General features: G+C 41.0%; 13 protein-coding genes. 8 read left to right on the forward strand and 5 right to left on the reverse strand.

The genetic code is table 11. The features are described 5' to 3' along the window. Positions 1-5 precede the first annotated feature (5 nt). Entirely contained in the window at positions 6-842 is an 837-nt protein-coding gene (locus FR932_RS01690; RefSeq protein ID WP_019440942.1) for a DUF2989 domain-containing protein, read from the reverse strand. Positions 843-1,261: 419 nt separating this feature from the next. Here FR932_RS01690 and FR932_RS01695 point away from each other — a divergent pair, with 419 nt between their 5' ends. Together FR932_RS01695 and FR932_RS01700 are read left to right on the forward strand one after the other, a co-directional pair. Then, positions 1,262-2,689 carry a glyceraldehyde-3-phosphate dehydrogenase gene (locus FR932_RS01695; protein WP_019440943.1) on the forward strand — a complete coding sequence of 476 codons (1,428 nt, stop codon included), beginning with the start codon at positions 1,262-1,264 and terminating at the stop codon, positions 2,687-2,689. Between the two features lie 291 nt (positions 2,690-2,980). Further along, positions 2,981-3,271 (forward strand): YeaC family protein, encoded by a 291-nt coding sequence (locus tag FR932_RS01700; RefSeq protein ID WP_019440944.1) that lies wholly within the window; start codon positions 2,981-2,983, stop codon positions 3,269-3,271. Between the two features lie 284 nt (positions 3,272-3,555). Here the strand turns inward: FR932_RS01700 and infA are convergent, their stop codons facing one another. The 4 genes from infA to trxB form a co-directional block, all read right to left on the reverse strand. Beyond that, positions 3,556-3,774 (reverse strand): translation initiation factor IF-1, encoded by a 219-nt coding sequence (gene infA, locus FR932_RS01705; RefSeq protein ID WP_006032603.1) that lies wholly within the window; start codon positions 3,772-3,774, stop codon positions 3,556-3,558. Between the two features lie 125 nt (positions 3,775-3,899). Continuing rightward, positions 3,900-4,592: an arginyltransferase gene (locus FR932_RS01710; protein ID WP_019440945.1), complete on the reverse strand. Its 693-nt coding sequence runs from the start codon at positions 4,590-4,592 to the stop codon at positions 3,900-3,902. Between the two features lie 59 nt (positions 4,593-4,651). Further along, entirely contained in the window at positions 4,652-5,365 is a 714-nt protein-coding gene (aat, locus tag FR932_RS01715; protein ID WP_019440946.1) for a leucyl/phenylalanyl-tRNA--protein transferase, read from the reverse strand. A 112-nt stretch (positions 5,366-5,477) separates the two neighbouring features. Next, positions 5,478-6,434 (reverse strand): thioredoxin-disulfide reductase, encoded by a 957-nt coding sequence (gene trxB, locus FR932_RS01720; RefSeq protein WP_019440947.1) that lies wholly within the window; start codon positions 6,432-6,434, stop codon positions 5,478-5,480. Between the two features lie 450 nt (positions 6,435-6,884). Between trxB and lrp the strand changes: the two genes are divergently transcribed. From lrp to serS, 6 genes are all read left to right on the forward strand, one after another. Beyond that, on the forward strand, positions 6,885-7,379 hold the full coding sequence (gene lrp, locus FR932_RS01725) for a leucine-responsive transcriptional regulator Lrp (protein WP_019440948.1): 495 nt from the start codon (positions 6,885-6,887) through the stop codon (positions 7,377-7,379). Between the two features lie 168 nt (positions 7,380-7,547). After that, positions 7,548-10,169, forward strand: a complete 2,622-nt coding sequence (locus FR932_RS01730) for a DNA translocase FtsK (RefSeq protein ID WP_019628835.1) — start codon at positions 7,548-7,550, stop codon at positions 10,167-10,169. A gap of 3 nt (positions 10,170-10,172) precedes the next feature. Further along, positions 10,173-10,793 (forward strand): outer membrane lipoprotein periplasmic chaperone LolA, encoded by a 621-nt coding sequence (gene lolA / locus FR932_RS01735; protein WP_019440950.1) that lies wholly within the window; start codon positions 10,173-10,175, stop codon positions 10,791-10,793. Then, a complete protein-coding gene (locus FR932_RS01740; RefSeq protein WP_019440951.1) occupies positions 10,793-12,130 on the forward strand; it encodes a replication-associated recombination protein A in 1,338 nt (445 codons plus the stop codon). The genes lolA and FR932_RS01740 overlap by 1 nt, the downstream gene beginning before the upstream one ends. A 73-nt stretch (positions 12,131-12,203) precedes the next feature. After that, positions 12,204-12,587, forward strand: coding sequence for a fluoride efflux transporter CrcB (crcB, locus tag FR932_RS01745; protein WP_019440952.1), 384 nt, complete (start codon positions 12,204-12,206; stop codon positions 12,585-12,587). Between the two features lie 144 nt (positions 12,588-12,731). Further along, complete coding sequence (gene serS, locus FR932_RS01750; RefSeq protein WP_019440953.1) at positions 12,732-14,018, forward strand: serine--tRNA ligase; 1,287 nt, start codon at positions 12,732-12,734, stop codon at positions 14,016-14,018. The last annotated feature ends 142 nt before the right edge of the window (positions 14,019-14,160 follow it).

The following is a 14,160-nucleotide window of genomic DNA, read 5'->3' on the forward strand; positions in this document are numbered from 1 at the left end:
TTAGATTAAAGCCCTGCGACTGATCGCATTTGTGTATAGCGGTCAGTCGTAAATTCTTGCTCTGCTATTTGCTCTGCCACTGTGACGGCTAAAACATCTAAACGGCGTCGTTCGCTTGGTGTTATTTTATGCTTGTTAAACAGACCTAGATTTATATTTTCCACATCAGAATGCATCGCTACTTGCGACCATAGATAAGCCAGTGCGTAATCTCTTTTATGCATGTAGGCTGTAATAATGGCGTAGAGCAGTTTGGTGGTCATATCGCTGCTATGCTCGCTAATCAGGCTTATCCCTTTGAGTAAATTAGCGATCGCTTTATCGTTCTTGTTATCGTAAATATTAGCAATAGCGAAATACAGCGCCGGATCATCGAAATGTTGCTGCTTCGATAAGGCGATAAAACGTTGTTTCGATTGTTCGTTGTTGTGTGCAACCCAGTGGTAATTGAGTATATAAGGGTTGTTACTTGTCAGTGTTTTATTTTCCAAGGCGAGTAATTCATCGTACGTACTCAGCATGGCTGCTACCCGTTGTGTTTTTAATTCAGGGTGTGTTCTTGGTTCGATTAGCGCGGCTATTTTAATACATTCTTGAAAATCATTAAGTGCGGTTAATAACCTATACTGTGCTTGGTCATTGGTATTTTCTTTAACAGTGAAGCGTTGGGTGATTAACTCGTTTCTTTCTGCCTGACACCATTCATCGGTATTCAAATCGGCACACATCGTCTTGTCATTTCCACAAATAGTCGCCACATTGTCAGGGGCGTCACAGGCGATGAGTAAACTTGTTACGGCTACAGTCGAAATTAACCGATGAATAAAGCGAATACCATGCATAACATTAAGACTTAAATAGAAGATGCGGAAACCCTATCATAGATTTGCTCACACTTCTAATGGGTGAGATAGAGAGGAGTTCAAAGTCTCAATTTTGCCGTTGGATTTAATGATATCACCTGCTTTCTTTATGATTTATCCATTGTCGTTGAAATATTGGTTTATGGTTGAGCCAGTAAATACTTCGGTTATAAAATGAGCAAGCGCAAAAAGTGAAAGTGTTCCTATTTCATTGTTAAATATTTGTGTTTTGAATGAAAGTCGAAAAGTAAAAAAAGACCTAATTCACATGATTAATTGGTAAGTTAGCGGTTATTTTTGTATGATTAAGCTATCAAATTGATTGAATGTCAGCTATTGGTTATACAGCTGTTATTTTAATGTTTCTTACATGTAGTTGTGATTAAAAGGGAAAAGAGATGCCATCTGAAAGTCATTTATTGAATTGGCAAGAGAGCCAAGAACTCGCAGAGTCTATGCTACCGTTGCTAGGAAAGTTGTATCGTAATAAAGGCGTTGAGGTATTAATTTATGGCCGCCCATTACAAAATGCAACCGCAATTGATCTTCAAAAAGCACACCGCGTAGTTAAGCGTCATGAAGGCCGTATTTTACGTTTCACTGAAACTTTCCCATTACTACAAGTCATCAGTGAACTACCGATTAGTAACGCTCAAATTGATATAGGCCGTTTGGCTGTTCGCTATTGGGGCGAAAACGAAGATTCTACTGGTATCGACGCATTCTTACGTGCTGAATTAGCACCTGCATTAAATAGCGATAAGCCAGCTGAACCTCGTGATGTCGTCCTGTACGGTTTTGGTCGTATCGGGCGTCTACTTGCACGTCTACTTGTTGATAAAACAGGTGAGAGCAACTTATTACGTTTACGTGCAATTGTTGTACGTGGCGGTCCTGGTGATATTGAAAAACGCGCATCGCTATTACGCCGTGATTCAGTACATGGTCAGTTCAATGGCACAATTGATATTGATGAAGAAAACAATGCCATCATTGCTAATGGTACTTATATCAAGATCCTTTATTCAAACGGACCTGATCAAATTGATTACGCTGCACATGATATTCACAATGCGTTAGTTGTTGATAACACGGGTATCTGGCGTGATACTGACGGCCTAGGTCTGCATTTGAAAGCACCTGGCGCAGCAAAAGTATTATTAACGGCACCGGGTAAAGGCGATATTAAAAACATCGTTTATGGCGTAAATCACACCGATATCTTACCTGAAGATAGCATCGTATCAGCAGCAAGCTGTACAACGAATGCAATCACGCCGGTGCTAAAAACAATTCAAGATGCATACGGTATTAGCAATGGTCACGTAGAGACTGTGCATTCATATACCAATGATCAAAACTTGATTGATAACTTCCACAAAGGTGATCGTCGTGGCCGTGGCGCTGCTATGAACATGGTATTAACGTCAACTGGCGCTGCATCTGCTGTAGCAAAAGCACTACCTGCATTAAAGGGTAAGCTGACTGGTAACGCTATTCGTGTACCAACACCAAACGTATCAATGGCAATCATTAACTTAAATCTTGAAAAAGAAGTTGAAAGAGAATCTCTAAACAGCTACTTACAAGAAATGTCGTTAAGCTCACCATTACACAATCAAATCGATTTCAGCACATCGAAAGAATTAGTATCAACAGATATGGTTGGTAGCCGTTTCTCTGGCATCGTTGATTCATTAGCAACGATTGCTGAAGGTAATCGCGCAATCTTATACGTTTGGTATGATAATGAGTTTGGTTATAGCTGTCAGGTATTACGCGTAATGCAAAAAATGGCTGGCATCGACATGCATGAATTTGCATAAGCTAAGCGTTTATTAAGGCTGTTTATTGAGGGTTATCATTAACAAGCCCGAATAGAATGTCTATCAAGGAAGCCAATTGGCTTCCTTTTTTGTATCTAATGATTTATAGATAAAAAGTGAATCCATCGGTAATATTGCATCCGATACGCTATTTGTAGAAAGGGTCTTAACGGATTCGTAGCAAGCGGACTAGCGTTGTTGTAGTTTAAATTACGCCGTATTTATAGTAATGTTGCCGTATATATTATTATTGTACAGGGAGTGGCCTGTGCATTAACCAAGGACGTAAAGATGTCAGTTGATAAGTTACTTGAAAGCATGACGCCAGAAGTATATGAAAAGCTTAGAACGGCGGTAGAGCTAGGTAAATGGGAAAGTGGTGTGGTGTTGACGCAAGCACAAAAAGATAGCTCTCTGCAGGCTGTGATGTTGTATCAGTCACGTTTTAATACTGAACCAGAGCATTTTACAATTGGTACCGATGGTGAGATCGCAATGCTTAAAAAAGCGGTACTAAAACAGCAGTTCAGAGATAAAAAAGCAGCGCAGGAAGAAGAGATTTTACGCGTTGATGTTGAATAGTCATTCGTTGATATTTAATGATTGCTAAAATAGAAATAGAAATAGAAATAGAAATAGAAATAGAAATAGAAAAATATCGGACAGTACACTTGTATCTCAAGCTGTCAGGCCATTAAGAAGTCACTTATCGATTCATTACGATTGATTTGTGGCTATCGAGTAGTGGTTATCGAATAGTAGGCTGTCTGATATGGGACGTTAATGATTAACGCTTTCATTGATAATGCAGTAAATCGTAGACCTAAAAAAACCAGCCTTACGCTGGTTTTTTTAGAGGCTCGTGATTAACGGGCACGGAAGACGATACGACCTTTAGATAAATCGTAAGGTGTTAGTGCTACAGTTACTTTATCACCAGTAAGAATTCGGATGTAGTTTTTACGCATTTTACCTGAGATATGCGCAGTAACAACGTGGCCGTTTTCTAATTCAACACGAAACATTGTGTTAGGAAGTGTATCTAGAACTGTACCTTGTAGTTCAATGCTGTCTTCTTTTGCCATGAGTCCTCTTAAAATTTAATTATAGCTATATTTGACCGCAAGATGATGCCAGATTTACAGTGGTCTGTATATATTATAGGTAAGATATTTACGTTTTATTTTTAAAACGCTTTATAATTGACTCTTCAGCGGTATGAAGGCTGCCATTCTCCCGCTATCAAGCGCTGATGTGGGTTAAATTTAACCTTGTAATTCATCTTACTACATTGATCTATTTGATAGCCTAGATATAACCATTTCTTGCCTGTTTGCTTGGCGATTACCAGTTGTTGTAATACTGCATAGGTACCTAAAGAATTGGCGAGAAAGTTAGGATCATAGAAACAATACATGGCGCTCATGCTATCTGTCATGACATCGGTTACTGCGACGGCAACAAGTATATCCTCGGAGTAAAACTCAATAAACGTCGGTGTTAACCATGTATTACTAATAAAACCATCATACTGCGCTTGGCTAGCTGGGTACATTGCGCCATCACTGTGCAGGGTATTAATATAGCGTTCGTACAAGGGGTAATAACCCGTTTGTGGCTGGTGGCTAATGCGCATTTCAAGGTGTTTGTTTTTATTCAACAGACGTTTCTGGCTTTTACTGGGTTTAAATGTCTGGCTATCAATGCGGATTGATTGGCAAGCTTGGCAATGTTGACAGTGTGGTCGATATACATCATTGCCACTGCGACGAAAACCGTTTAACAGTAATACTTCATAGCCAGCTTGATTATGTAAATCATCATCTTGGACAACGAAGATCTGCTCTTGTTGATCCGCTAAGTAACTGCAAGGCATAGGTGGTGTTAAGGCGACTTTAATCATGTTGTGTTTCCTATGTATTAGCCTTAGACTTATTTATTAAGTTTAATACAAGTCGTTTATTAGAAGTAGTCCAATACAAGCGCTTGAGGCTGCCATTGCTGTGGTTTGATTGTTGCGTTACGGTTGTTAAGTTTGGTGATGAAGGCTTCACGGCTAATTTCAGTTGCCCCTAATGATGCAAGGTGCTCATTGTGTAATTGACAATCTATTAATTTACAGCCAATACTGACGAGATGTTGCTGCAGGCCGATAAAGGCGATTTTAGATGCATCCGTGGTGGTATGGAACATCGATTCACCACAGAAAATATCACCAATATATAAGCCATATAATCCACCCACTAATAGCCCGTCTTGCCATACTTCAATAGAATGTGCAAAGCCCATATCATGTAGCTGTAAATAGGCATCTTGCATGGTATCTGTTATCCAAGTCTCATCGGAATAGTCCCGTGGTTCTGCACATGATTCAATGACTTCGGCAAAAGCACGATTAACCGATAGGGTAAAGTTTTGACGACGAAAAGACTTACGTAAACTGCGCGATATATGCATTGCACCAGGATTTAATACCATGCGTTGGCTTGGCGACCACCACAGTATTGGCTGGTCCTCTTCAAACCAAGGAAAGATGCCACGTTGATAGGCATTAATCAGTCGTTGTGGAGAAAGATCACCACCCATTGCCAGTAAACCATCAGGGTCAGTTAATGCATTGTGCACAGCTGGAAAATCGGTTAAATCGTGATTAAGTGTCGGTAAATAGATTGGCATAATAGCGAGGGTCTTGAAAAAGGAGAGCGCTTGAAAAACGCTTAGGGCTTGAAAAAGGTGATACCCAGAGCATCTTGAAAAAGTAGGGTATCACCTCTGTAGAATAGACGGATTAATCGCCTAATCCATCAAGAAAACGTTCAGCATCTAGTGCAGCCATACAACCAGTACCCGCTGATGTGATCGCTTGACGGTAAATATGGTCTGATACGTCACCTGCAGCAAATACTCCAGGGATAGTCGTTTGCGTTGCGAAACCTTCAGTGCCTGAATTTACTTTCAAGTAGCCATCTTTCATGGTTAATTGATCTGTGAATAAATCCGTATTTGGCTGGTGGCCGATAGCAATAAAGGCACCCATTACATCAAGGTCATTGGTTTCGTCAGTGCGTGTATCACGCATGCGAACGCCAGTAACACCCATGTCATCACCTAATACTTCATCGAGAGTTTTGTTTAGGTGCAGCGTGATATTACCGTTAGCGACTTTTTCTTGTAAGCGCTTCGTTAAGATCTTTTCACTACGGAATTCTTCACGACGGTGAATTAAGTGCACTTCAGACGCGATGTTTGATAGGTAAAGTGCTTCTTCAACCGCAGTATTACCACCACCAACAACCGCTACTTTCTGGTTACGATAGAAGAAACCATCGCAAGTCGCGCAAGCTGATACGCCACGGCCTTTAAATGCTTCTTCTGAAGGTAAACCAAGGTATTTTGCTGATGCGCCAGTGCAAATGATTAATGCATCACACGTATACTCAACATCATTGCCTTTTAACTTAAATGGACGCACTGATAAATCAACATCATTGATATGATCAAAAATGATCTCAGCTTCAAAACGTTCAGCGTGTGCTTTCATACGCTCCATTAGTGCAGGACCTGTTAGACCTTCTGCATCACCGGGCCAGTTTTCAACTTCAGTCGTCGTCGTCAGCTGACCACCTTGTTGCATACCGGTGATGACTACTGGGTTTAGATTTGCACGAGCAGCATAAACCGCTGCGGTGTATCCTGCTGGACCTGAGCCTAATATAAGTAGACGGCAGTGTTTTGTATTACTCATTACGATTCCTTAATACCAATAATTGAGGTCAATTGTAAAAACTTTGTGGCGCGGGGTAAATAGGTGAGTAAAAATATATTTTTAAAATGCATAATAATGCAAAAATAATGAAAAGCGCGATTCAGCTATATATTTTGCATATAGCCCCTTTCAATGGGATTAATGTTCTGTTAGTGTCTACTTAAACCAACGAAACGTCTATTTCGATGGTTGTAAGATAAAACATCGATGTTAGCCTATTGTTATGCAGGCTGCGTTGTTGTAAATATTATGTATCCCTAAAGACTGGGAAACATAACATAAGCCTCGTAAATTGAATTATTGTAGGCTATTATAATTTTGATTAGGATTTAGCTAGCACTTTAAGTTGGTTCTGATTATGGCGTATTCAAATGAATGGATTATTTGAAAAACTAAGTTTTACTGGGACGTAAAAGGGCGGAAAAAATAATGATGGAAGTAAAAACTCGACCAATGAAGGAACTAGATCGAATCGACCGTAATATTCTTAATGAATTACAAAAAGACGGCCGAATTTCCAATGTAGAGTTGTCTAAACGTGTAGGTTTAAGCCCTACGCCATGTTTAGAGCGCGTACGACGCTTAGAACGCCAAGGATATATTACAGGCTATACCGCAATTCTAAATCCACAGTTTCTGGATGCTTCATTGCTTGTTTTTGTTGAAATCACACTTAACCGTGGTGCTGCTGATGTATTTGAGCAATTCAACAAAGCTGTTCAAGAGCTTGAAGAAATTCAAGAATGTCATTTAGTATCTGGCGACTTCGATTATTTATTAAAAACACGTGTATCTGATATGTCAGCTTACCGTCGTTTACTGGGCGAAACGTTATTACGTTTACCAGGTGTTAATGACACACGTACTTATGTTGTGATGGAAGAAGTAAAACAAAGTAACCGTTTAGTGATTAAAACGCGTTAATTTAACTCTGCACACATAATCTTTTCGCGTAATCCTCGATTAACGCAAATAAAGTGATAAATAATCAAACAAGCGGCATATTGCCGCTTGTTTTGTTTCCTGCATTTATTTAAAGTTGATGGCTCATAGATAACGTACCATCGTCGCCTTCAAGAGTCATAAATCAAGATGAACAAATTTAATTTATCCATTCCATCTAAATATTTCGCACCATTGTCTGGTATTCAGCGGGTTTTCGAAGTCGGATTCATTCTTTCTACTTTTATTGCCTGTTATGCGATGATTGCACTAGTGAGCTTTGATCCTGCTGATCCATCATGGTCACAAACCAGTTGGCAAGGTCCAGTTAAAAATGCTGCAGGTTCGTTAGGTGCATGGATGGGGGATGTCTTATTCTTCACGTTTGGCCTTTATGCTTACGCAATCCCACTCGCATTTGTCTCATTAGCTTGGTTCATATTTTGGCGTCCAAGACAACTCGATGAAATTGATTTTTTCACCGTAGGTTTGCGCATGATCGGCGCATTATTACTCCTCATTGGCGTGTGTGGCTTAGCGTCTGTTAACTTTGATGACCTTTACTATTTCTCATCGGGTGGTTTAATTGGTGACGTTGTGGAACAGGCGATCAGTGAATTATTTGGCATACTCGGTTCAACACTTATTTTACTCAGTTTTGTTGCTATTGGTTTTACCCTGCTAACGGGCATTTCTTGGTTATCAATCGTTGATATGCTGGGCGCTGGCGTGATTAATAGCTGCCAATACTGCGTGGATAAAGTCACGGAATTAAAAAATAGATCAGCGAGTGAAGCTGAAGATGATACGCCTCATGATGATGCTCTGAGTGAATCGACTGTTCCAGTACCTGTTAATATGCAGCAAATGCATAATCATTTAACCAGTGAGTTCGATAACCAGAAACAAGAAGATGGTCCTGTAGCAGGACGCGAAGTTTATGAGCAGGATGACGTCATGAATATGTCATTTACCGCTGTAGACCATGTGCAATCACGATCTGAACCGTCAATATCTACATTCGATGTGCCAGAGAGTGGTAATCTGCACGACGATTATCTTGCCGACTATGACGCTCAACAAACCCATAGCCAAGTCGACAAGCCTGTCGGAAATGAAGCGACAATCGACGCAGAAATCGATCCTGTACTTGCCGCTGTAGCTGCACCAGAACCAGCTCCTGAATTCAAGATTAATAATAACGGTACGGACAGTGGTTTTGAAATTGTTGGTGACCAAGTGGTATCAACAGATCCGCTGCAATTTAAAGAAAAACCAGTGACTTTGTTGCCAGGGTTAGAGCTATTAGATAAACCAAATAAAAAAGCCAATCCGATCTCGCAAGCAGAGCTCGACCATGTCGCTCATCTGGTGGAAGAGAAACTGCTTGAATTTAATATTAAAGCGAAAGTGGTCGATGTCCACCCAGGGCCGGTGATCACGCGTTTTGAATTAGATTTAGCGCCGGGTATTAAAGTCAGTAAGATAACGGCATTATCGAAGGATTTAGCCCGTTCATTATCCGCCATGAGTGTCCGTGTTGTTGAAGTGATCCCGGGTAAATCGGTGATTGGTTTGGAATTACCAAATAAGTACAGAGAAACAGTATTTCTTTCTGATGTTATGTCGAGCCCGTCATTTACGGATGCTAAGTCCAAAACGTCAATGGTGCTAGGCCATGATATTGCGGGTGAATCTGTGGTTGTTGATTTAGCTAAGATGCCGCATCTATTGGTCGCAGGTACGACAGGCTCGGGTAAGTCGGTTGGTGTGAACGTGATGATCATGAGTTTGCTTTATAAAGCATCGCCTGATGAAGTACGTATGATCATGATCGATCCAAAAATGTTGGAACTTTCGGTGTATGAAGGTATCCCACACTTATTAACCGAAGTTGTTACTGACATGAAAGATGCAGCTAATTCGTTGCGTTGGTGTGTGGGTGAAATGGAACGTCGTTATAAATTATTATCTGCAGTCGGTGTGCGTAATCTCGCTGGTTTTAATAGTAAAATACAGCAAGCGATAGATGCTGGTCAGCCTATCCTAGATCCATTGTGGAAACCGGGTGATAGCATGGATGAGACTGCTCCAGAGCTAACTAAACTGCCCGCCATTGTGGTGATTGTCGATGAGTTTGCTGACATGATGATGATTGTAGGTAAAAAGGTTGAAGAGTTAATTGCCCGCATTGCGCAGAAAGCGCGTGCAGCTGGTATTCACTTAATTTTAGCGACTCAGCGTCCTTCTGTAGATGTGATCACGGGTCTCATTAAAGCCAACATACCAACACGTATCGCCTTCCAAGTATCGAGTAAAATTGACTCGCGTACTATTCTTGATCAAGGCGGCGCAGAAACACTGTTAGGTATGGGTGATATGTTGTACCAACCAGCTGGTACTAGCGTCCCAATTCGTGTGCACGGTGCATTTGTTGATGATCATGAAGTACATCGTGTGGTCGCAGATTGGAAACTACGTGGTAAACCAAATTATATTGATGAAATTTTACATGGTGAAGCGACTGCAGATAGCTTATTGCCAGGTGAAGTTGCAGAAGGTTCATCGGATGTTGATGAGCTATTTGATCAAGCTGTATATCATGTAACAGAAACGCGTCGAGGTTCTGTATCCGGCGTACAACGTAAGTTTAAAATCGGTTATAACCGCGCTGCACGTATCGTTGAAGAGATGGAAGTGCAGGGTATTGTGAGTTCACCAGGACATAACGGTAACCGAGAAGTATTGGCACCACCGCCCCCAAAGGATTAATTTATGAGAAATAAAATGTCACTTAAAAAAATCGTCGCAACAGTTGTGTTAATGACAGCGTCTATGTTGTCGAATGCACAAAGCGTCAAAGAAGAATTACAAAGCCAACTTAGCGCATTAAAACCATTCAGTGCTGACTTTACCCAAACCGTTACGTCAGCGGAAGGTGATAATTTAGCGACCGCTCAAGGACTGATGCAACTACAGCGTCCCAATCAATTTCGTTGGGAAACGACGTCTCCGGATGAGCAACTGATTGTATCGAATGGTGAAAACTTGTGGTTTTATAATCCATTTGTAGAGCAAGTTAGTATTTACTCACTTAAAGATGCGATTGCGAATACACCTTTCATGTTAATTGCGGGGGCGCAACAAACTGCGTGGGAAACGTATCGAGTAAGCAAGAAAGCGGGAGTCTATACGGTGATTACGCCAAATGATCCTGCTGCAGCAGTGTTTACCTTGCAGTTTAAACAAGGTGACATTGCTCAGTTCACAGTACAAGAGCAGCAAGGTCAATATAGCCAGTTTGCTTTAACAAATCATAAGACAATGAACAAGATGGATCCTGCGTTGTTTAATTTTATTATCCCGGAAGATACTGATATAGATGATCAACGCTAATGAATAATACGATGTCTCTTGATTTTAGTCCTGATTTTCAACCGCTAGCCGCCAGAATGCGACCAGAAAAAATGTCGCAGTATATCGGTCAAACGCACATTCTTGGTGAGGGGAAACCCTTACATCGTGCATTATTAGCTGGCCATGCTCATTCGATGATTTTATGGGGACCACCTGGCACAGGTAAAACCACGATTGCCGAGATGATTGCCAACTATTGCGATGCTAAAGTAGAGCGTGTACATGCCGTCACATCGGGTATTAAAGATATTCGCTTGGCGATAGAAAAAGCCAAAGATAATGCTATTCAAGGTTATCGCACCATCTTGTTTGTAGATGAAGTGCACCGTTTTAATAAAAGTCAGCAAGATGCGTTTTTACCGCACATTGAAGATGGCACCATTATTTTTATCGGCGCAACAACTGAAAACCCGTCATTCGAATTAAATAACGCCTTGTTATCACGTGCACGTGTGTATGTGCTAAAAAAATTAACCGTAGATGAAATTGAGCAGGTTGTTGATCAAGCGCTAACGGATGAACGTGGACTGGTGAATGTCAAATTCGACTTTGCACCGGGTGTAAAAGAGAAACTGTGCGATCTTGTTGATGGTGATGCCAGAAAAAGCTTAAATTATCTTGAGCTATTAAGCGACATGCTTGAAGAGGGGCCGCAAGGCAAGTTAGTGACATTGGAAAGACTGATGTCTGTGGTTGGGCGTAAAGTGAATAGCTTTGATAACAAAGGTGAACTTTACTATGACTTAATGTCTGCATTACATAAGTCTATCCGTGGTTCATCACCTGATGCGGCACTATATTGGTTTGCACGTATGCTGGCTGGTGGCTGTGATCCATTGCATGTGGCGCGCCGTTTATTGGCGATTGCCTCTGAAGATATTGGTAATGCCGATCCAAGAGCAATGCAAGTTGCAGTCTCGGCATGGGATTGCTTCAGTCGTATTGGTGCATATGAAGGTGAGCGCGCGATTGCACAAGCGATTGTATACCTGGCATCGGCAGCCAAGAGTAACTCGGTTTATACTGCATTTACTCAAGCTAAGATGATAGTACAAGAACAACCCGATTTTGATGTGCCGATGCACTTGCGTAATGCGCCGACTAAATTGATGTCCGACCTTGGCTATGGTGATGACTATCGTTATGCGCATGATGAAGTAGGGGCTTATGCACCTGGTGAATGTTATATGCCCGAAGCATTACAAGGTACCAAGTTATACCATCCGGTTGATCGCGGTGTTGAAAAGCAAATTAAGCAAAAGCTCGATTACTTACATCAGCTCGATATTAACAGCCCAAGAAAGCGTTATAAATAATACCCGCTCTTACAAATAACAGGTTTGGTCTTATCATAATTGAGACCATCAATACATAATCAGAGTATCAGTCATGAATAGTTTAGCTTTATACGGTTTTGTTGCACTTGGTGGTGCAAGTGGTGCCGTATTACGTACTTTTATCGCCCAGACAGCGACGGCTGTATTAGGCAAAGGTTTTCCGTACGGTACCTTGATTGTTAATATTTTAGGGTCGTTATTAATGGGGGTATTATTTGCCTTACTTGATGACAACTTGATTGCAGAGACACCGTGGCGACAACTTATTGGCTTAGGTTTCTTAGGCGCACTGACGACATTTTCGACATTTTCAATGGATTCATTACTGTTGTTACAAGATGGTCAGTGGTTAAAAGCAGGGCTAAATGTGTCTTTAAACGTATTCGTGTGTATTTTTGTTGCATATTTAGGTATGCGCTTAGTATTTCGAGCATAAAGAGCCGATTTTTAACTATAAGTGCGTGATGAAATTGTAAAACCACGTTAAAATAATAAGCATAAACAATACCAACAGACATTTCTATCTAGAAGCCTGTAATGTGCTTTTAGGTTTAAATTAAACAAGCAGAGTAGGTAAAGAATGTTAGATCCTAAATTTCTTCGCGCAGACATAGAAGAAGCTAAACAGCGTTTAGCAAGCCGTGGTTTTGAACTAGACGTTGAGACGATTACATCGTTAGAAGAGCAGCGTAAAGCATTACAGATCCGTACAGAGCAATTACAGAATGATCGTAACGTACGTTCTAAATCCATTGGTAAAGCTAAAGCAAGTGGTGAAGATATTCAGCCACTATTAGCTGAAGTTGGTAAATTAGGCGAAGAACTTGACGCTGCAAAATTAGAGCTTGCTGAGTTATTAGCTCAAATCGAAGCAATTGCATTATCGTTACCAAACCTACCGCATCCATCAGCACCTATCGGTAAAGATGAAGATGACAACGTAGAGTTAAAGCGTTGGGGTCAACCAAAAGAATTCGATTTTGAAATTAAAGATCACGTTGATGTAGGCGAAGCGCTTAACGGTCTTGATTTTAAAAATGCAGTTAAAATCACGGGTTCACGTTTCATTGTTATGCGTGGCCAAATTGCTCGTATGCACCGTGCTATCGCGCAATTTATGCTGGATACACACACTGAAGAACATGGTTATACTGAGCTGTATGTGCCTTATCTTGTTAACGCTGATTCGTTATACGGTACTGGTCAATTACCTAAATTTGGTGACGATCTATTCCACACTAAACCAGCTACAGAAGAAGGCCAAGGTTTAAGCCTGATCCCGACTGCTGAAGTACCAGTTACAAATACAGCACGTGATACCATCACAGATGAAGCTGATTTACCTGTACGTTTAACAGCGCATACACCTTGTTTCCGTAGTGAAGCGGGCTCATATGGCCGTGATACACGTGGTCTTATCCGTCAACATCAGTTTGATAAAGTAGAGATGGTGCAATTAGCACATCCTGAAAAATCATACGAAGCACTTGAAGAGATGCGTCAGCACGCTGAAAACATCTTAATCAAACTTAACCTTCCGTACCGTGTTGTGACACTATGTACTGGTGATATGGGCTTTGGCGCAACGAAAACATACGATCTAGAAGTATGGGTTCCAGCACAGAAAACATATCGTGAAATCTCTTCAGTATCTAACTGCGAAGATTTCCAAGCGCGTCGTCTACAAGCGCGTACGCGTCTTAAAGACAACAAGAAACCAGTTCTATTGCATACACTAAATGGTTCTGGTTTAGCGGTAGGTCGTACACTAGTGGCAATCCTAGAGAACTACCAGTTAGAAGACGGTCGTGTTGAAGTACCAGCTGTACTACAAGGCTACATGGGCGGTCTAACGCACATTGGCTAACATTAAATAGCCTAATTAACTTAATGGCGTGTCGTCTGATTATTCGCCATTAATGATGAGCTAAATAAAAAGCCTCACTTAGTTATGACTAAGTGAGGCTTTTTTGTTTCTGCTGTCATGAACCTTGTCGTGACGCTTAATC

It is taken from the genome of Moritella marina ATCC 15381 (assembly GCF_008931805.1).
Classification (GTDB): Bacteria; Pseudomonadota; Gammaproteobacteria; order Enterobacterales; family Moritellaceae; genus Moritella; species Moritella marina.